16 protein-coding genes and 1 riboswitch are annotated in these 19,020 nt (G+C 48.2%); of the genes, 9 read left to right on the forward strand and 7 right to left on the reverse strand.

Features of this window, described 5'->3' with window-relative positions; genetic code table 11:
- Positions 1-224 precede the first annotated feature (224 nt).
- The gene (locus tag DHAF_RS10975) at positions 225-1,100 is read left to right on the forward strand and encodes an AraC family transcriptional regulator (RefSeq protein WP_015943923.1); all 876 of its coding nucleotides are present in this window, start codon (positions 225-227) and stop codon (positions 1,098-1,100) included.
- A 93-nt stretch (positions 1,101-1,193) separates the two neighbouring features.
- Here the strand turns inward: DHAF_RS10975 and DHAF_RS10980 are convergent, their stop codons facing one another.
- The 6 genes from DHAF_RS10980 to DHAF_RS11005 all read right to left on the reverse strand — a co-directional run bounded on the left by DHAF_RS10980 (position 1,194) and on the right by DHAF_RS11005 (position 8,327).
- Entirely contained in the window at positions 1,194-2,063 is an 870-nt protein-coding gene (locus tag DHAF_RS10980; RefSeq protein ID WP_015943924.1) for a hypothetical protein, read from the reverse strand.
- A 33-nt stretch (positions 2,064-2,096) separates the two neighbouring features.
- Positions 2,097-2,468 (reverse strand): hypothetical protein, encoded by a 372-nt coding sequence (locus tag DHAF_RS10985; protein WP_015943925.1) that lies wholly within the window; start codon positions 2,466-2,468, stop codon positions 2,097-2,099.
- Positions 2,469-2,513: 45 nt separating this feature from the next.
- A complete protein-coding gene (locus DHAF_RS10990; protein ID WP_041271960.1) occupies positions 2,514-5,627 on the reverse strand; it encodes a DUF4183 domain-containing protein in 3,114 nt (1,037 codons plus the stop codon).
- A gap of 220 nt (positions 5,628-5,847) precedes the next feature.
- Entirely contained in the window at positions 5,848-7,206 is a 1,359-nt protein-coding gene (locus DHAF_RS10995) for an IS1182-like element ISDha11 family transposase (protein ID WP_015942619.1), read from the reverse strand.
- 279 nt (positions 7,207-7,485) lie between these two features.
- Positions 7,486-7,866 carry a DUF4183 domain-containing protein gene (locus tag DHAF_RS11000; RefSeq protein ID WP_005814352.1) on the reverse strand — a complete coding sequence of 127 codons (381 nt, stop codon included), beginning with the start codon at positions 7,864-7,866 and terminating at the stop codon, positions 7,486-7,488.
- A gap of 218 nt (positions 7,867-8,084) precedes the next feature.
- Positions 8,085-8,327: a hypothetical protein gene (locus tag DHAF_RS11005; RefSeq protein WP_015943927.1), complete on the reverse strand. Its 243-nt coding sequence runs from the start codon at positions 8,325-8,327 to the stop codon at positions 8,085-8,087.
- Between the two features lie 677 nt (positions 8,328-9,004).
- Here DHAF_RS11005 and DHAF_RS11010 point away from each other — a divergent pair.
- Complete coding sequence (locus tag DHAF_RS11010) at positions 9,005-9,415, forward strand: LytR/AlgR family response regulator transcription factor (RefSeq protein WP_015943928.1); 411 nt, start codon at positions 9,005-9,007, stop codon at positions 9,413-9,415.
- A 92-nt stretch (positions 9,416-9,507) separates the two neighbouring features.
- Positions 9,508-10,365, forward strand: a complete 858-nt coding sequence (locus DHAF_RS11015; protein ID WP_015943929.1) for a DUF3102 domain-containing protein — start codon at positions 9,508-9,510, stop codon at positions 10,363-10,365.
- 3 nt (positions 10,366-10,368) lie between these two features.
- Here the strand turns inward: DHAF_RS11015 and DHAF_RS11020 are convergent, their stop codons facing one another.
- On the reverse strand, positions 10,369-11,013 hold the full coding sequence (locus DHAF_RS11020) for a class I SAM-dependent methyltransferase (RefSeq protein WP_005814360.1): 645 nt from the start codon (positions 11,011-11,013) through the stop codon (positions 10,369-10,371).
- Positions 11,014-11,268: 255 nt separating this feature from the next.
- Here DHAF_RS11020 and DHAF_RS11025 point away from each other — a divergent pair, with 255 nt between their 5' ends.
- From DHAF_RS11025 to DHAF_RS11050, 6 genes are all read left to right on the forward strand, one after another.
- Positions 11,269-13,917, forward strand: a complete 2,649-nt coding sequence (locus DHAF_RS11025) for a translation factor GTPase family protein (protein WP_015943930.1) — start codon at positions 11,269-11,271, stop codon at positions 13,915-13,917.
- Positions 13,918-14,156: 239 nt separating this feature from the next.
- Positions 14,157-14,288, forward strand: a riboswitch (molybdenum cofactor riboswitch).
- A gap of 132 nt (positions 14,289-14,420) precedes the next feature.
- Positions 14,421-15,143, forward strand: a complete 723-nt coding sequence (locus tag DHAF_RS11030; protein WP_015943931.1) for a Crp/Fnr family transcriptional regulator — start codon at positions 14,421-14,423, stop codon at positions 15,141-15,143.
- A gap of 6 nt (positions 15,144-15,149) precedes the next feature.
- Positions 15,150-16,190: a FecCD family ABC transporter permease gene (locus DHAF_RS11035; RefSeq protein ID WP_015943932.1), complete on the forward strand. Its 1,041-nt coding sequence runs from the start codon at positions 15,150-15,152 to the stop codon at positions 16,188-16,190.
- Positions 16,187-16,966 carry an ABC transporter ATP-binding protein gene (locus DHAF_RS11040; protein ID WP_015943933.1) on the forward strand — a complete coding sequence of 260 codons (780 nt, stop codon included), beginning with the start codon at positions 16,187-16,189 and terminating at the stop codon, positions 16,964-16,966. Before DHAF_RS11035 ends, DHAF_RS11040 begins: the two co-directional genes overlap by 4 nt.
- A gap of 48 nt (positions 16,967-17,014) precedes the next feature.
- Positions 17,015-17,848 (forward strand): DUF364 domain-containing protein, encoded by an 834-nt coding sequence (locus DHAF_RS11045; protein WP_015943934.1) that lies wholly within the window; start codon positions 17,015-17,017, stop codon positions 17,846-17,848.
- A gap of 25 nt (positions 17,849-17,873) precedes the next feature.
- Complete coding sequence (locus DHAF_RS11050; RefSeq protein ID WP_015943935.1) at positions 17,874-18,920, forward strand: ABC transporter substrate-binding protein; 1,047 nt, start codon at positions 17,874-17,876, stop codon at positions 18,918-18,920.
- Positions 18,921-19,020: the final 100 nt, after the last annotated feature.

Consider the following 19,020-nt stretch of genomic DNA (forward strand, 5'->3'; position numbering starts at 1 on the left):
CCACTCTTTCTATCATTGTCCTTATATAAATGACCATAGAATAAATGACACCAGAGAGCACAGTTGTCCCTCTATGTAATCGCATTGTATAATTTCTTTCGTAGTAAGTAAATATGGAATGACTCTCGCTTTCTCTGTAAAAAACCTGTGATCATCCGCAACATAATTATCAGGAATCCATTTTAAAGCTTTGCTATGATTCATTTGAAAGGAGGCGATAAGCAATGAATATGTTGGCTCAATTTAATGAGGTCATGGCTTATATTGAAAAAAACTTGCTGGATGATATTGAGCCGGGGCAGATTTCCCGTATAGCCGGCTGCTCAGAATATCACTTTCGCAGAATGTTTTCTTTTCTGGCCGGAATGCCCTTGGGTGAATATATTCGCCGCAGACGGCTGTCATTGGCGGGTACGCTGTTGAGAGCTGAACAAGTCAAGATTATCGATTTGGCATTGCAGCTGGGCTATGAGTCCCCGGAAGCTTTCAGCAAGGCTTTTCAAGCCATGCATGGAGTAGCTCCCTCTCAAGCCAAAAAAGCAAATGCGGAACTTAAAGTCATGCCCCCCATGACCTTCCAATTAACGATTAAAGGAGGAACAGAAATGAACTATCGCCTTGTGGAAAAAGATGAATTCTATATCGTCGGGTTTAAAAAACGGATTACCATGCAATTCAAAGGCATTAATCCGGAAATGGATTCCTTAGTACAAAAACTGACACCTCAAATCATCGCTGAATTGAAAAGTTTGTGCGATACCGAACCCAAAGGCATGCTTAGTGTTTCCGCGAATTTTGATGAGCGCACCGCAGAAGGCTCCCAGCTTGACCAGTACATTGGCGTTGCCACATCCCAGGCAATGTCCAATCACTATGATCTGCTGCATGTTCCGGCAGCCACCTGGGCGGTGTTTAAAGCGGTGGGAACTTTCCCGGAAGCTCTTCAGGATACATGGGCCAAAATATATGCCGAATGGTTCCCTGCATCAGGATATGAAATGACCGGGGGGCCTGAGTTATTGTGGAACGAAACCCCGGATACCAGCAAGCCCGATTACAAAAGCGAAATCTGGATTCCTGTCCGCAAAAGTATCGGCTAAATTCACCAGTGTGATGATTAAACAGGATGACAGCTATATCTCAGCCTCTACAGTGGAAAAGTTACTGACAAAGCTGTCTCTCGACTGAGTTTTTCAAACCTCATATCCGAAAAGGGTGAGCTGGTTTTGGCCTGTGGTGCAAATCTCAATCTCCACAGCGTCCAATTGAATGGTATTGCCTATGCCTAACCCGGTATGGCTGCCGATAAATGAGGTTTGCAGGGTTGTGATGACATCCCAGGGGTTAGCGGCACCCAGCACAGCAGTGGTGATGTCGAATTCAAGAGGGTTTGTTAAATAATTAAGAGTGCCGATGATGGCAAGGCTGATTTGATCCAATTGAATCCAGGCTGCCTGAGGATTGGGCCGCCAATTAAGGAGCATCGAGCTGACGCCTACGGCAAGGGTCAGGCTGAGCCGGCAATAGAACTTGATCACAACCTGTTCAATGTCCAAATAATCAGCCAGGGCGGGGAGCAGGTTGTATCCCAGGACGATATTTCCTCCGGTTTGGGTGAGCAATGCCGAGGCTAAAGAGGCAACGCTGCCGTTACGAAGCCCGACGGCATTATTGACATTGGTGAAATCCGTGCGGCCGTTATAAGCTGCCTGGGTAGCTGTAGCGGCCCCGGAAGTATTGCAGTCTATCTGCTCGTCGGATGTTCTCACCATGAGGGTGTTGTTAGCTTTGAGCTGATAGGGTGAAGGAAAGTTCTGATTAACGGTGCTGAAGGGTGTTGTTATCCTCAGGGAAAGAAAATCGTCACTGCCGTCGCTCAAGAGAATGGATACAGCCAGGGGGGCCGTTCCTTGCACTGCTGTCAGGCAAATACTTTTCCCCGCTGCCGGAGTCCAAAGTCCCTGCCTGGTGGGCAGAACACCAAAGCGGTCATATTTGATCGTGCTGGAGCTTTTCTCGATAGCCACTGGAATAGACTGGGGAGTTTGCAGAACTTGTCTCATAATCCGGCACTCCTTTGGTTTGCGGACATAGCCTTAAAATTCATACCCTATAAGGGTGATATTGACTGTTCCTGCGGCACTTGTCGTCACTGAGATGGCTTCATCCTGGTTAAGCTGAACAGGGGAAGGAAAGCTTGCCCCATAGGTTGCCAGGGTGCTGGTAGGCATGATGGACATAAACGCAGCGTTGCTTCCTCTGTTCAGTTGAATGGTGACGGGAACAGAAGCGGACGCTTGCCAGGCCGTCATAAAGACACTTTTGCCGGAAGCCGGTGTCCAGAGCGCTGTATTGGTCTGAGCGGAGGTGAAGGTCCGGAACAGGACAATGCCCGACGAATACTCCCTGGTAATCAAAGGATCTTCCAAACTAAAAACGATGCTCATGAGTTTTGTGTTATCACCCATCTAAAAACCCCCTTATAGCATTGCCGACTGATAATCCCGGCAGATTCATGAATATAAAGAAACAAACTGGATGGACATGGGTACTCCTTCCAGAGGCAGGTGGGCAACCTTCAGGGTAAGGAGACCTTTTTCAAGGGTATAATTGCTTTTAGGCTGGATAACTCCATTGATAAAGAGGTAGTGATAAGAAGTTTGCTGAGGGGCGAGGATTCCTTGATCACCGTACATGGTTATTTCATCGGCATTGGTATACTCTCTTTGACCATTGGCCCGAGTGTTGTATTGATAGAGTTCCGCTTTTAAAAGAGTATCCTTGCTGTCCCTGATAATCAGTGATTCAAGAATAACGGGGACTCCCTTTTGGGGAGGGCTGTCTACGGTCAGGATGAGAAGTCCTGGCCTTACTTTATAGTTAGTTTGAGGCTGCAATACCCCATTGATATAAAGATTAATAAAGGAAATTTCCCTAGGGTCGGGTATTCCCTGATTGCCGTAGATGAGCAACTCATCATTGTCGGTAAAAGCAGTCTTAACTCCATCGGCAAGTGCATTGTACTGTTGGTTTTCGCCTTGGAGAAGTGCACTGGTTTGGGCATTAAAAGAACCTGTTACCTCTGCCGCCAAAACAACGGTGTCCATTGAATTGAGGGTCCCGATATCCCAGAGCAACTTATTCTCCTCTTGAAATACTGTGCCTTGGGTAAGGCTGAGGACGTTAATGACGGCTAAGCTATCTGCCAGTATGGTATCGCTCATAACCACATTGCTGACCGGACCATAACCGTCATTGATAAGCTTAATTTCGATGGTCCAGGTACCATTCGTTTGAGGATTTACTACTGAAGGTCCTGCTGTGATGTATTTTTCCAGAGTCAGGTTGCCGAAGACCGGGGGGCAGGGGAGAGCTTCCCTGAGCTGAGCCGGAGGGTTAGGGGGTGAGAGTATCGTCTGGAGCTTATCTTGGAGTCTGTCCTGAAAACTACTTTGCACCGTATTTTGCGAAGGATAAAAATCCGGGAAAACCACTGTTTTAAAACCAGCGCAGAGCTGATTCGGCAAAAACTCCTCGCACAGGGGAGGCTCAGGATCAACCTCCAGGCTGGGGATCAATAACTGTACTTTGCCCACGGCTTTGATCACGATAAATACCCCTACGGTACAATGCCGGCCTTCCTCACAACCGTCGGGAGAGCCGAGCAGCTCAGAACGGGTTTCCACCACAACATCATAAGAAAACTCATCCCGTGGTTCCGGCATGAACATGATGAGGTCCATAGGGATAGGGGGCAGAGAGTCCTGGCCCAGCGTCGTGCCTCCGGCAACGATTGTAAAGGGTATCTTTAAAAGGAATTGAACTCTTTTAAAATTGGGGCGATCTCTTATAGCAGTGATCTCCAGAGTGTCTTCCATAATACGTCCCGGTTTAAAGAGAATCCTCTGAAAAGCGGAGATGGGGAGGGCTATATCTTCAAAGCAGTACCGATCCTGACACTGAGAAAAGACTTTGTCGACAATAACACAAGCAAAAATATAGCCTGAGATGCGGATGAGTGCTCCGGAAGCAATGTTGGACAGTACACAAGAATTCAGACTCCATCCTGAGGCGACAGCCCTGCTGAGCGAACGCAGGCCGGTGGTATTAAAAAGCCCTTCGACTGCAAACCGGGCGGTTAGGGTTCTGCCGGGCAAGAGCTCTTCTATAGTCCAGAGCAGGGTATTATGGGCGGTGGCCACCTCCCCTGAGGAGACAAAGACCGTGTCCGTCCACTTAAATTCATCAAGCAGGATAGTATCGGTGACCAGGATAGTGCGGATCACCTCATTGCTGAGGTTGGTGATCTCTAAAGATAGCTCCCAGCGTTTGGGAGTACCTAAGGATCCGCTCAGAGGGATAGTTAAGACAGAGGTTTGCAAGAACAGCGCTTCCTGAACCGGAATGATTTCCGGCAGAACGATGATTTGAACATCCCGGGCAAGATTTGTGGATAGCCTGCCGGTTTCTGGTTTGCCGGTTCCCAGCTTGCCCGAACCGGATGCAGTGTCTAAGCTACTCAAACCTTCCTGGGTAAAAGACCCTGTTATATCTAGAGCGAGAACAGCCATTTCCAAAGGTTTCAGTCCAGTAAGGCTCCAGTGGATTTCCCTGTTTACCAGATGAGCATCACCATGGGAGATGCTGACCACATTCACATTGCTGATGTTCTCAATCAACAGGGTATCGGTGACCAGAAGATCGGACAGCTCAACACCACTAAGATTAGTCAGTTTGAGCTCCACTCGCCATGTACAGGTTTGGCCCCTGGTTACCTGGGTGGGTCCGGACAGAATCGTGTTGGTAAGCTCCAATCCTTTACTGACAGCGACGGGACCTGCCCCGATTATGTCGGTTCGTACAGCCGCTGCTGAGCTGCGGCCTGTAGCCGAACCCCGGCTGAGGAAGCGGGTGCCGGCGGCTTTAAACAGACCCTCCACACGGAAGCTTGCGGCGGCAGATTCTTCAGGATTTAAATGATCAATAGTCCAGGTGATCAGATCATCATCAAGAGCCAGATCCCCTTGAGACAAAGACAGAGTTTCTATAGCCAGCACAGAATCCAGGAGGATAAATTCCCTGACCACGATATCACGAATAGGCAGAGCCCCTTGATTGCTTACGGTAATGGTAAATACCCAGGTGGCCGCCTGACCGGCGGCCAGAGACTCGGGCCCGGACAGGGTCAGCTTTTCCAGCTTTAGATCAGGGCGGGCCGTATCACTTACCTCAATCCCTCTATCGGTCACCGGGCCGCGGGATAGCTGCCCCGAAGGCAGGATCCCTTCAGCCAGGGCGGAATTGAGCAGAGCGGGTTCCTCATCCCTAAAAGTAACGAAAGTGATGATTATAGGAGAGCCCTGTAAAGGAGCATCTTCTGTTTTAAGGACGAGCAGGCCTTCATGAAGCTCATAGTTAACCTTAGGCTGCAATACACCGTTGATGAATAAATTAAAATAAGAGACTTGATGAGGATCAAGGATGCCCTGATCCCCATATTCTTTTATCTCATCATCATTGGTATAAACTTTCTTAATGCCGTCAGACCGTGCATTATATTGATAAGCCTCTGCAGTCAGTAGCTTTTTAGTGGGATTGAAGCCTATTTCCTCTTTAAACACAGACATCACTCCGCAATGAAGACATGGTTTCTGCCTTATTCTTTCCTTAGTCTATGTTTATAAGGGGAAGCAGGTTCTTTAAAGTGCAACAGAAATATAATTATGAAGGATGAAAGGTTATGGCGTTGCTTTTATCAAACTTTTACATAGTGTGAGTTAATTTCATAATGTTAGTCCGAAAATAAAACAGACTAACAGAATTTCGGAATTTCCGTTTTTTAAAAAACTAAGCGGCCATACTCGTTGACTTATTTAGGCGATCGACAGCTAATTTGCATAGGGTATAGGCCAAGATTGAAAACTGAAAATCTACTTGGGCACGTTTTCCACGATGACGGATATTGTTGAGCTGGAAATACTCCTTGAGATACGCATTGACTCGCTCTACAGCAGTTCGTTGTTTGTAAAGTTCAAAGTAACGGTCACTTCCCCTAGCTGGTACAGTGTATTTTCTAGGATCTGATGAAACCTTCATCTTAAACACCCTTTGACAGGTATTGCTTTCCCTAAGTGAACACTCCTTGCATTCCTTGGGTTGAGTATATTTTACAGTGTCATAGCATGGATCATAGCTGTCGTAGCGGTATGAATAACCCTTCTGGCATATTGGACGAAAATATTTATCTTTGCCCTCTGGAAGTTGCTCATTTCGTCGATTGTAATCAATCAGCGCTTGTGCTCCTATACTTCTAGCTTGCTCGTAAATTGGAGCATAGTCATATCCTGCATCCGCAAGGATATGGGAGGGGTTCAAATAAGGGTGCTTTTCACTCAGAGCTTTAATTAGAGGAATGGCCATTTTTCCGTCATTTATATTCCCCGAAGAGAGTAAGGAGCTTAAAACGTATTGGCCCTTACAATCGACAAGGAGGTGCCCTTTGAAGCCATACCAGAACACGTTTTTACCTTCTGAATTCTTCTTAATACCCCATTGAGGATCAAGTGGGATGTGTTGTACTAATTCTGTAAAGCTGTAGGGAAGTTGATCTTCAATCTTCTTTTCAAATATGGGGCGATTCTTTTCTAGCTCCTCCTGTTCTTTGAGCCAAGCCTCGCGTTCTGCTTTGGGCTTTCGACCACGCTTTTTGGGAGCTTGCTCAACCACTGTTTTTTCCTTCTTTTTTTCAGGCTTGCGATCTCTGGCTTCGATATGGGTAGCATCGATTGCAACAGCACATTTCGGACCGATAAACCCTTCTTTGAATGCCTGAAGCACCAAATCATCCTGAGAATTTGCCAAGGCAGAGGAATCTTGGATTTTCTTAATCATCCGGCAATAGGATGCTTCACTAGGAACAGAGTCAGCAAGAGTGAATCCACAGTCGAATCGAAACTCTAAGCTGTTCTTTAACCGCTTACGCAAATCCTTAATTGTAGGGATTCTTTCAATTACTCGAATGATTAATGAGTAGATCATAGCAGAATAGTTTAGTTGAGTTGGGGCTCCAAAGATAGCCTTTTTAGAAACTGCATTGAGTAAAGGAATAATGTCCAAAGACCCAAGAATTAGAGAATATGAATCTCTTGGAGAAGTTTCTAAAATTTCCTCCAAGGAAAATAGACGTTCTTGGCGAATATTAAACATCAGGGAGTACTCCTTTCCCACCTCTCGGTGTTTGTGTTTTGGACGACTACAATTTCGAGATGTTGGGGAGGTACTCCTTTTTTAGTTGTCAAAAAAAGTAGAAATATCAATGGGTTCAAGTTATGAAACTAATTCAGTGTATTAAACAACAGCAAGACGGCCTGGCTAAAATGCCCAGGCCGTCTTGCTGTACGCTCTTATTGGGGGTGTGCCTTTGCGTAAGCTCCTTATTGCCGCCAGTCCGGATGTGGGATGGCTGCATATTCTTAACTCTGAAAATTAGGTTGTTACGGTGGTGTCGGAATCGGAAACCGGAGCGAAGTTAGTGACGACTAAGGTAATGGGGGCGCCGACAGGAACTGTATCGGCATCTGTGATCACTACTTGTGAACCGTCACCGCTGACCGTGTATAAGCTGGTTTGCTGCAACACGCCGTTGATAAACAATAGATAATAGCCATTGTCCGTAGTTACAGGAGTAAGGTTGCCTGTCATGACATTACCGGCATCATCAGTAAATTCGGTAGCCGGAATAGTGACCGTTCCACCGGTTCTTTGATCTTCGCTTAACTCATAAAAATAGCTTTCCACGGCTGGATTAATCGCGGTGTCCGTTGTCGTAACGGCGTCTATGGCAAGCTTGAATAATTTCGTGGCCATGAGTCGACCTCCTATTGTAATATTTTGGTAATTTACTTTATTATATTCGCTAAGTTGACAAGATGTGACTGGCGGGAACCCAGCGGAAATTATAAAGATGGCAATTTATAAAAAGGAATCGGGAGCAAAATTTATGGTGGCAATGATTTGTAATTTGAAAAGAAAAGCCGGCCAGGGAGTCCCTGGCCGGGTATGTATTACATAGCTATTTTGCTATTTTATTGAGCGTTTAACATTGTAATATCTTCCTGGGCATCGACTACCGCCGACGCAATCACATCAAGTTTTCGATGGATAGATTTGTTATCCATCCTCAGTGAGAGGATATCAATTTCCATTCTATCCAGGTTAGCTTGCATTTCCTTTTGTTCAGCTTGTAGCTCCTTTTGTCCGGCTTGTAGCTCTTTTTGTCCAGCTTCTAGCTTTTCTAACTTTTCCAAAATAATATCCAACTTATCCATTGCTTATCCCTCCCAATTTTTATGTTACCATAACAATATTTGTAATACAATCCCAGGAACGGCAGCCAGCATATTGAAGTAAGAATCGATTTCGTTGATTTTTAAATTCTTACCACAATAATTATTTAAAGGCAAGAAGCCGGTCGGGCTCTACAGCAAGGGCCTGAGCTATCCGGTATGAAGCAAGCAGATATAAAGTTCCTGCCTCACCATCACGTGGCTTGTAATTCCCTCCCAATACCCCTATAATGGATACAGGTGGAAATTAAAAGGCCGCCGCGGCCCGAAAGTGCTACCAACACTTCCAGGCACGCGCAAGGTGTCGGAGCACCTACACGTAACAGCAAGCTGTCCGCGACGACAGATCCATTATACAATGCCCTTCGCTCCAGTACAACAGTACGGTTGGCCAGGGGGTATAATCGGACTGCCGCTCAGGGGAGTGCTGATTGTGTGCGACTTGAGAGCAGTAAACATGAGACAGTATGATTTCAGGCGCATGTGTAGGGATAAACCCTTGCATGCGTCTTTTAATTTCCCCTGATCACCGCCAGGCTGCCGGAAGCGGGCCCATGATGGGGGTCCGGTCCGGCGCTGGGCGGAAAAGGGGGAAATAGAGTTATGGATAGCAGAGCAGGAACCGGCCAAGGGCCAAGGAGAAAGGCCCGGCGGAAGCCATGCTGAGCGCCGGGTTGACTATTAGCCTATGTGATGATGGTGCACTTCAGCGAGCGTATGTAAAACTTATCATTCAGGACTATGAAAGCAGATTCGGAATCAAGTTTAACCTTTATGAATTCAGCAGCGGGGAAGAACTGCTGGAGAAATTCAACCAGAACCCTAAGCTATTTGACCTTTTCTTTCTCGATCACCGGATGAAAAACATCACCGGTCTTGAGACTGCCTCTTATATAAGGAAGCGCAATAAAGTGTGTCACATCGTTTTTATAACAGCGTCGGAGGAGCAGGAGGATTTTAAAGCCGTGTCGCCGCTCCGCGTCTTGACTAAACCGGCCCAGCCGGCAGCCATCTGGGACATTCTGGACAAGGTCTCGGCAGAAAAAATCAGCCCCAGCCATAGTGGCTGATGAGCCCTGCTTTTCGCCCATGAACTTCACGATTTATTACCGCCTGGCATATTCTGGATTAGATTGATTGATGAAAGGGCGGGAAATGGATCGTGAATGATTTATCCACTGAACGGACGCCGCAGGTGATCGCGGCTGAAATAACTATGATTACCCGGCAAACCCGGAAAATTCTGCTGGCCAGCGCCGTGGAAATCGGCCGTCGGCTCAAGGAAGCGAAGAGTTTGGTCAACCACGGGGAATGGGAGAAGTGGCTGGAGGAGTCGGTGAGATATTCCCTGAGTACTGCCAGAAGGCTGATGCAGCTCTACGAAGAGTATGGGGCAAGCTTCCCGGACGAGCCGGGTCTGTCAAATCACGCACCAGTGCGCGATTTGACTTACACTCAGGCCCTCCTCCTCTTGGGTCTGCCGGGAGAGGAACGGGAAGAATTCCTGGCCCAGAACGATGTGACCGGCATGACCAAGCTGGAATTGCAGCAGGCTCTAAAAGACAGAGATCTGGCCAAGCAGGAGAGTGAGGAGATCCAGCAGGAAAATAAAGCCCTCAAAAAAGGGCTGGAGGGGATCAACAATGCAATCTCCAGTTTGATGGTCCAGTCTCTTCTTCCGGAGAATGCCCAAAGGGAATCCCCCGCTGCCGGTGCATCCTCCTCAGTCGGCAGTACCGGCAGTGCTCCCCTGGAAAGTAATGCCGCCATGCCGACGCATAACCTCAAAACAGAAATAGATCCCAATGCTCCAGCTAAATATGTGGAGCGTTGTGACACCTGCTGTAAAACCATTAGCACCGCCTTTTTTGACCTGACCACAGCCCTTACCAATCTGCATTATCTTGACGGGAATCTGAAAGAGCAAAAAAGAAAAGAGGCTCAGAAGCTGCTTGAGACAATTGCCGAGACGATTAAGGTGTGGCCGCCCCCGAAAAAGCCTCTGAAGGTTATCCGCTGATTGTCAGCGGCTTTTGGTCAAAACAGCCCGGAAACAGTTTAAGTCATATCCGGTGATAGCATCAGCAGGGAGGGTGAAATCCACGGAACCATAAAAGGATAGTCCTTGCTGCTGGATCTCAGTTTGCAGTAGGGTCAGGTTAATTACAGGGTAATCAAAGGTCAGGATAATGAGACCATCTTGTTTTAATATACGCTTGAATTCCTGCAGTGCTGACCGAAGGGTAGGAAGATCAAGATGTTCCAAAACCGAAATACAGAATATTGTATCGAACATGCTTTCAGAGTAGGGTAGTTGAGCCAGGTTTGCCTGACTAAAGTGAATACGTTCAAAATATCCGGGGTGGATGGCTTGAGCAGCTTCATAGCCCAGGTCAGCCGTGATTTCCTGAATGATCGATCCAGGATGAAGAATGCGTTCATCGATATCACAGGCGTAGACATGGGCACAATTTTCGGATAAGAAAAACTTAAAAGGGTGGCTGATACCACAGGCGGCATCGAGCACGGTTGCTTCCGGTTCGGCAAAGGATGCCGCCCAGGCATATTCATAAAACCGGCTCCACCATGTTGAACGCAGTTTGAAAATCATGGAGTCAGTTTGAGCATCGGAGGTAGTAATAAACCTGGAAGTATACTTGTCATTCATCTGCCGTAGGCTCCTTTCAACGAGGTGATTACGAATTCACTAATATTCGTATGCTTATTGATTCAGGAAAGTGCCTGCATGCCGATTGCCACGCAAACAGCGTCCAAACCTCTAAATCCCCATAAGCCTTGAAGTTTAGCATAGCCTCTCTTTGAAACTTCCCCCAAATATTAGCGACTAATAGACAATTTATTTAATTCCCGCTTGCTGTTATTATATAGATAACACTATGGACAGCGAAGGGTATAAATATAGATGAAAAAATTGGTCATTGGCCTATGTGCCCATGTGGACGCGGGCAAGACAACCCTATCGGAAAGTATGCTTTACTTGAGCGGTGCCATTCGCAAAATGGGCCGAGTGGATAATAAAGACGCTCATCTGGATACCTTCGAACTGGAACGGGCCCGAGGGATTACCATCTTTTCCAAACAGGCCCTACTGGAAGTGGCTCATACTCAAATCACTTTATTGGATACCCCCGGTCATGTGGATTTTTCCCTGGAGATGGAAAGAACCCTCCAGGTGCTGGATTATGCCGTTTTGGTGATCAACGGGGCCGATGGGGTACAGGGTCATACCAGAACCTTATGGCACTTGCTGGATATTTATCAGACACCGGTCTTTTTATTCATCAATAAAATGGATCAGGTGGGCACAGACAGAGAAAAGCTGATCAATGAATTAAAAAGCCAACTCAGCGACGGCTGCATTGACTTTGGACAACCTGAATCCACTGATTTTTATGATCAATTGGCCATGTGTGATGAAATGCTGCTGGACGCCTATGTGGATACGGGACATATTGAGCTTCCCCTGATCAGGGAAGGGATTAGGAAGCGTAAAGTGTACCCCTGCTTTTTCGGTTCCGCTTTAAAGCTGGAGGGTGTAGAGGAATTGCTTCAGGGTATTGTGGACTATGCTCATCTGCCGGCCTATCCGGAAAGCTTTGGGGCTAAAGTATTCAAAATAGGCAGGGACGAACAGGGCAATCGCCTTACCTATCTGAAGATCACCGGCGGAAGGCTCAAGGTAAGGGAGAGTTTAAGCAATGGTGTATGGGAAGAAAAGGTTAACCAGATTCGCATCTATTCCGGGAAGAAATTCGAGGCAGTCAATGAAGTGGAAGCCGGTTCGGTCTGTGCGGTAACAGGGCTTACGCTAACCAAACCGGGAGAAGGCTTAGGCACAGAGACCGCCGCCCACTCCCCTTTATTGGAACCCGTATTGGCTTATCAGATGATCCTTCCGGAAGGCTGTGATCCCCGGGTGATGATGCCTAAGCTGCGCCAGCTGGAGGAAGAGGATCCGGGCCTGCAGGTGGTCTGGGACGAAGAGCTCAGGGAGATCCAGGTGCAGATGATGGGTGAGGTCCAGCTGGAAATCCTGCAAAGCCTGATCCGGAGCCGGTTTGGCCTGGAGGTGTCCTTCGGATCAGGGAGGATTGTTTATAAAGAAACCATTGGCAATGCTGTGGAAGGAGTAGGGCATTTTGAACCCTTGCGGCATTATGCGGAGGTCCACCTATTAATGGAGCCGGGTGAGCGGGGAAGCGGCCTTCAGTTCGGAGCGCAATGCAGTGAGGATAGCTTAAGCAAAAGCTGGCAAAGACTCGTTTTATCTCATCTGGAAGAAAAAGTTCATAAGGGTGTTCTCACAGGGTCACCGATTACCGATCTAAAAATCACTTTAGTGTCAGGCCGGGCCCATACCAAGCATACAGACGGCGGCGACTTCAGAGAGGCCACCTACCGCGCGGTGCGTCAGGGGTTAATGGAAGCGGAGTCCATCCTGTTGGAGCCTTATTATGCTTTTCAGCTGGAATTGCCGGAAAAAATGGTGGGACGGGCCATGAACGATGTGGAAAAAATGCATGGAACCTGCCAGCTTGCCCGGATAGAAGGGGAGCGGGCAACTCTTACCGGCAGTGCCCCCGTGGCGACAATGAGAAACTATCAGCAGGAGGTCATGGCTTACAGCAAAGGTCTGGGCAGGCTTTTTTGCAGCCTGAAGGGTTATGAACCCTGCCATAATCCGGATGAGGTCATAGCTATGGCCGGGTACGACCCGGAAAGGGATGTGGATAATCCTGCCGATTCCGTATTTTGTGCCCAGGGTTCCGGCTATTTGGTCCCCTGGTATCAAGTCAAGGAATATATGCATGTGGAAAGCTATTTCGCCAAAGAGAGTGAATTCATAGATGCAGAGTCTCATCTGCAGATACCCTATGCCGAGGAAAGGTGGATCGACCCGGAGGAGATCGACAGGATCCTCAACCAGACCTATTATGCCAACCAAGGCAAAAAATCCCTTTGGCAGAAACGGAAAAAAGCTGTGGAAAGCTATTATAGACCACCTGCCGATTTAAACAAACCTAAAGAAAGCCAGGAAGAATATCTTCTTGTGGACGGCTATAATATTATCTTTGACTGGCCGGAACTGAAAGAGCTTGCCCAGGATAATATGGATGGAGCCAGGATAAGGCTGCTTGATATCCTAAGCAATTATCAGGGGATTCGCAAGTGCCGGATTATCGTCGTCTTCGATGCTTATCGTGTTCAGGGGCATCCCGAGGAAGCCATCGATTATCATAATATCCTGATGGTCTATACCAAAGAAGCGCAAACCGCGGATCAATATATTGAAAGGTTTGCTTATGATCATCAGAAAAAGTATAAGATCACCGTGGCTACCTCCGATGGCCTGCAGCAGATCATTATCAGAGGGGCAGGGTGCGCCTTATTATCCGCCCGAGATTTGAAGGAAGAAGTCATAATGGCCAATAAACAGGTCATCGAGGCTTATCAGGCACAACAAACGCCGACCCGGCATTATCTGAAGGATGCCTTATCTGCCGAAAGCGAACAGCAGATGAAAGAGTTCCTTAAAAGAGAGAAGGATTAGCTCTCAATGCCCCTGCGCATCGCTAAATTTATTTTGCAATATATTTAGGGATGCAGGGGTATTTGCTGGAAATCTGTTGGAAATGCAACCGACATGGACCGGGAGTTGTGTTATACTTGCTTATATCAGAGAATATTGTGTTGAGTTTGTTAGCTTTATAACCATTCCTGTTATAATTATTTATGTTATGAGCGGTTGTGTCATAATCCATTGAATAGAGACCCAACAGAATAGTGAAATCTTTCGAATCGTTTCCCGCTAAAGCCATGCTATGCGGGGGCGATCTGAGCAAAGGCTCACAGGGTCGGCATAGAAATGTACCGGCCTCCCGCAAAGGGGTATCCTGTCTGGGATGCCTCAGGAAAGAAAGGTGCAAAGACCCAGAATGATGGGATTTTAGGCGCATTTTCGATTGTGAGCGAAAGTGCGCTTTTGCTATTGTTTTTGCTTTTGGTAACCAAGGGTTCCGTAGAGGCCTTAGAGGAGAAGAAGGGGGAAAAAGGATGGCAGACTGTCTTTCCGCAATGCGTTCGGTGGAATTTCTGAGTCATTTTTCCGATGATGAGCTCCAGGAGATTGGCAAATGCCTGCTGACCAGGGTGCAGAGGTACAAAAAGGGTGAAAAAGTTTTTGAGGCGGGTCAACCCGCTGTTTCCATGGGCGTTATTCTGCAGGGAAGGGTGTATATCGAGGATGATGATGCTTTCGGGAACAGGAGCATTCTGGCGGAACTGCACCAGGGGGATACCATGGCCGGCAGCTGTGTCTGTGCCCAAAGGCCCAGTTATCTCACCTCCTTTATCGCCGCGGAGCCGTCGGAGATTCTATTGCTGAATTGCGGAACGATCTATACGAACTGCAATAAAAGCTGCAGTATTCGCGGCAAGATGCTGGAAAATCTCCTGAAAATTATTGCGGCGGAGGCGGTCACTCAGAGCCGCAAACTCAAATGCTTATCACAACGGAGTATCAGGGGAAAATTGCTGGCTTTTTTCTCTTACTGTGTTCAGGAAAAGGGAGAAAACAGCTTCACTATCCGTTTTTCCAGACAGGAATTGGCGGATTTTCTTTGTTTAAACCGCAGTGCCATGTCCAAAGAGCTGGGCAAGATGCGGGATGACGGTCTGCTGCGCTTTGACCGGAACTATTTTGAGATGCTGTCTTGCGAAGTCAAAAGGGAATCACCGGCACAGGATAAGATGACTACTTTTTTGAAAGCTATTTGATGTGGGGTGCTGATCATCGAATTGAAGGGAACCAATAATCAGCCTTGGCAGCTGGGTGCCATTCTGGGGACCGGTGTTTTGACCGTTGCCTTAAGCCTGACCGCTCTTTGCCTGGGCCGATATGAATTGTCCATAATTGATGTGGTGAAAATACTGCTTTCCGCCTTTGGGGATTTGCAGCAGACCTGGACCGACGCCATGGCGGATGTGGTCTTTCAGGTGCGGTTGCCGCGGGTTTTCGCCGCTTTATTAGTAGGAGCCGGTCTTTCCATTTCCGGGACAACCTATCAGGGAATATTCAAAAATCCCCTGGTCTCTCCCGATCTTTTGGGGGTGTCCTCCGGCGCTTGTGTGGGAGCGGCCTTGGCCATCTTAAACGGCCTGGATGCAGGGGGAATTCAGATCTGTGCCCTCCTGGGCGGGCTGCTGGCCGTGGCCATTACCACAACCATTCCCAAGTTGCTGAGAAACAGCTCCAACTTAATTCTTGTGCTGGCGGGAATTATTGTCGCCGGCTTTATGAGCTCCGCTCTAGGATTGCTGAAATATGTGGCAGACCCGGAAACCCAGCTGCCGGAGATCGTTTTCTGGCAAATGGGCAGCTTGGCCACCACCTCCATGGGTGACGTCATGATGATTGTGCCGGCGATGCTGATCAGCATGGCCTTATTGATAGCCGTACGGTGGCGCATCAATATTCTCTCTCTAGGAGATGAAGAGGCCGGTTCCTTAGGGATTAATATCAGGGTGATCCGCGGCCTGGCCATTGTCTGTTCCACCATCACTACGGCTTGTGCGGTATGCATCAGCGGTACTGTAGGCTGGATTGGCCTGGTTGTTCCCCATCTCTGCCGTATGCTGGTTGGGCCGGATAATACCCGGGTCATTCCCTTATCCATCTTCGTGGGAGCCTCATTTATGCTGGTGGTCGATACGGTTGCCCGCACTGTGACCAGCGGTGAAATCCCCCTGAGCATTCTCACCGGATTCATCGGTGCACCTCTCTACGGTTGGCTATTATTTAAGCAGAGGATGAAAATAAAATGAACAGCTTATTGGAAGTCAATCAGGCAGCCTTCGCTTACCCTGGCGGCAAGACTGTGTTCAAAGATGTTAACTTTACGATCTCCCCGGGGCAGATACTGTCCATTATCGGGCCTAACGGTGCCGGCAAATCGACGCTGCTGAACTGTATCGCCGGGTTTAATACCTTGAATCGGGGCAGTATCCGCATCGAAGGGATACCTTTGCCGAAAATGAACCGCAAAGCCATAGCCCGCTATATTGGCTATGTTCCCCAGATCCATAACCCGGCCTATGGTTATTCCATACGGGATTTTGTGGTGATGGGCCGTGCTCCTTATATCAGCACCTTCCGCATGCCGGGCCGGGAAGACTTCGCCAAAGCGGATGCGGCCATTGCGGCCATGGGGATTTCCCATCTGGCTCAGCGGCCATACACCGATGTGAGCGGAGGGGAGCGGCAGCAGGCCACCATTGCCCGGGTGATTGTGCAGGAGCCCCAAATCATTATGCTGGACGAACCCACTTCAGCCCTGGACTTTGGCAACCAATTAAGAACTGTCCGGATGATTAAGGAATTGGCGGAACGGGGCTATGCCATCATCATGACCACCCATAACCCCGACCAGGCCATGATGCTGGAAGGGCTGGTGGGAATCTTGGAGAAAAACGGGCGTTTTTCAGTGGGCAAAGCCCAGGAAATAATCAATGAAGAGACCTTGACCGAATTGTATCAAACCGAGGTCAAGATTCCCTATGTTGAACAGATTTCCCGCAATGCTTGTCTGGCCCGCTTATAAACTGAGAAACTTCTGGAGGAGAATCGATCAGCTTGAAGGGAGTTCATTATGGAGAAAGCATACTTGCAAATTCTGGACTTATACAGGCAGGAGGGATTAAAGCCGGGCAGATTAACCCAACTGGGCTACTTCCCTAAATGGACGGTAGCTATGGGGGATAATGGGCAAATCGGAAGGGCCTTTCATTTTGACGGCGAGCATGCGGTCTACCCATTGCGCGATCCGGATGTTTTGCTGCCTCTCCAGCGCTTCGTGGGCAAAAGCTTGTTGGCCTTAGCGGAAGAGCTTCTGGCGAAAACAGATATTCAAATGCGGGCTGCCTGCCTGGCCGTACTGAATACCCTTTCCTATCCCCTTAATCAGGCGGAACAGTTAAAAAAGCGGGGGTTCCAACCTGTGGAATTCGACAATTTGGAATTTATTAATGCTGAGGATCGGGTGGTTTTGGTAGGCTATGGCGCACTGATCAAAGAAACCCTGGCCCGCTGCCCGGTCATAGATATCTGTGATATGCGTTTCTTAAGCAGCCTGCGGACCGTGTCCATTGGCAGGACGATTGACTATGGGCCGCCGGGAATCCGCTTTCACGGGGCGGCGGAAAATCAAACCTTGCTGGCGGATGCGGATATCGTGCTGATAAGCGGCTCCACCTTGGTGAACGGCACTTACAGGGATTTGATTCGTTATGCCCGGAAAGCACGGGTGATCGGCATGTTTGGTCCCAGTGCCCAGCTGATTCCGGAATTTTTGCAAGGAGGTGGCATTAATTATATTACAACCTCCGGCATCACGGATGGGGACAGATTCTATCAGGTGTTGAGCAATCCGTATGCAGGAGAGGGGGAGTCCGGTACCTATAAGTACACCATCAGGATGTTTTAGAACAAGTAGACAAGGAGTGTGGAGTGTGAGGAAATATTTTGCCGTTTTGCTGGTGACCGTCTTATTGATGGTCAGCACCTTAGCCGGATGCAGCCCGGCAGGGGATTCTGCCCGGAATCCAGCCCCCGCCGCAGCTGAAAGAACCGCAACCGATGCCAAAGGGAGAGAAGTCAAGATCCCGGATAAGGTGGAGAAGATAGCTATTACCTGTTACGGAGGCGCCACCCATGAAATGACAGTCCTCGGCTTTGCCGACGCTATTGTCGCCCAACCCACCATGAAGAGTTTTCCTCAGCTGAAAAAGATGTTCCCTCAATATGAAACAGTGATCGACCCGGGCTCCTTCAATGAAGTCAATATTGAAGAGATCATCAAGGCTGATCCGGATATGGTCTTTGTAGGAGTCAGCTCTCCGGAGGGGAACAAAAAGATTGAAGAAGCCGGATTTCCCACCTATACCATGTGGATTGGCTGGGCAGCCATCGATACTCTGAAGCAGGAATTTCTCAATATCGGGGCAATCATGGGCAACGAAGAGCAGGCCAAAAAGCTGGTGGCTTACTGGGACGAAAAACTGGCTGCGCTGGACACAATGCTGGCCAAGGTACCGGAGAGTGAGCGCAAGGTTGTCTATTATACCGGGGCTGATATAACCAAAGCCAATACCAGTGACTGGGCCTGGACCTTCATCGAAGAAGCCGGTGGCGTCAGTGCCATCAGCAAAGGAACCACCGGTGACGTCAATGTGGAAGTGGTTTTGGCCGCTGATCCTGATGTCATCATCACCCAGGGAGGAAACGGAACGGCGGGATTCCTTCAGGACAACCGGATTCAGAACTTAACAGCCATCAAGAACAAAGCCGTCTATGAGTGTCCGATTGCCGCTTTCTGGTGGGACCGTCCCTCTCCTGAAGCTCCCCTAGGGTTTATGTGGCTGGCCCAGACCCTCTATCCGGAATATACCAAGGACATCGATCTGAAAGAGGAAACCAAGTATTTCTTCTCAGAGTTTTATAATTACGATGTAAGCGACGAAGAGTATGCATCCTTTTTTGTGCATAAGAAAAAGTAAGGGAAGCAGTTCTGGTGCAGGGCTTCGCTGTGATCGGCAAAAAGCCAATAAACCGGATGTAACTCAATAAAAATATAAATAATATTTAAGTATTTATTTT

Source organism: Desulfitobacterium hafniense DCB-2 (genome assembly GCF_000021925.1).
In the GTDB taxonomy this organism is placed as follows: Bacteria; Bacillota; Desulfitobacteriia; order Desulfitobacteriales; family Desulfitobacteriaceae; genus Desulfitobacterium; species Desulfitobacterium hafniense.

Bases quoted from the DNA above. Each gene is read 5' to 3' on its own strand.
- DHAF_RS10975 (WP_015943923.1), top strand. From the start codon at position 225: ATGAATATGTTGGCTCAATTTAATGAGGTCATGGCTTATATTGAAAAA.
- DHAF_RS10980 (WP_015943924.1), bottom strand. From the start codon at position 2,063: ATGAGACAAGTTCTGCAAACTCCCCAGTCTATTCCAGTGGCTATCGAG.
- DHAF_RS10985 (WP_015943925.1), bottom strand. From the start codon at position 2,468: ATGGGTGATAACACAAAACTCATGAGCATCGTTTTTAGTTTGGAAGAT.
- DHAF_RS10990 (WP_041271960.1), bottom strand. From the start codon at position 5,627: ATGTCTGTGTTTAAAGAGGAAATAGGCTTCAATCCCACTAAAAAGCTA.
- DHAF_RS10995 (WP_015942619.1), bottom strand. From the start codon at position 7,206: ATGTTTAATATTCGCCAAGAACGTCTATTTTCCTTGGAGGAAATTTTA.
- DHAF_RS11000 (WP_005814352.1), bottom strand. From the start codon at position 7,866: ATGGCCACGAAATTATTCAAGCTTGCCATAGACGCCGTTACGACAACG.
- DHAF_RS11005 (WP_015943927.1), bottom strand. From the start codon at position 8,327: ATGGATAAGTTGGATATTATTTTGGAAAAGTTAGAAAAGCTAGAAGCT.
- DHAF_RS11010 (WP_015943928.1), top strand. From the start codon at position 9,005: ATGCTGAGCGCCGGGTTGACTATTAGCCTATGTGATGATGGTGCACTT.
- DHAF_RS11020 (WP_005814360.1), bottom strand. From the start codon at position 11,013: ATGAATGACAAGTATACTTCCAGGTTTATTACTACCTCCGATGCTCAA.
- DHAF_RS11025 (WP_015943930.1), top strand. From the start codon at position 11,269: ATGAAAAAATTGGTCATTGGCCTATGTGCCCATGTGGACGCGGGCAAG.
- DHAF_RS11030 (WP_015943931.1), top strand. From the start codon at position 14,421: ATGGCAGACTGTCTTTCCGCAATGCGTTCGGTGGAATTTCTGAGTCAT.
- DHAF_RS11040 (WP_015943933.1), top strand. From the start codon at position 16,187: ATGAACAGCTTATTGGAAGTCAATCAGGCAGCCTTCGCTTACCCTGGC.
- DHAF_RS11045 (WP_015943934.1), top strand. From the start codon at position 17,015: ATGGAGAAAGCATACTTGCAAATTCTGGACTTATACAGGCAGGAGGGA.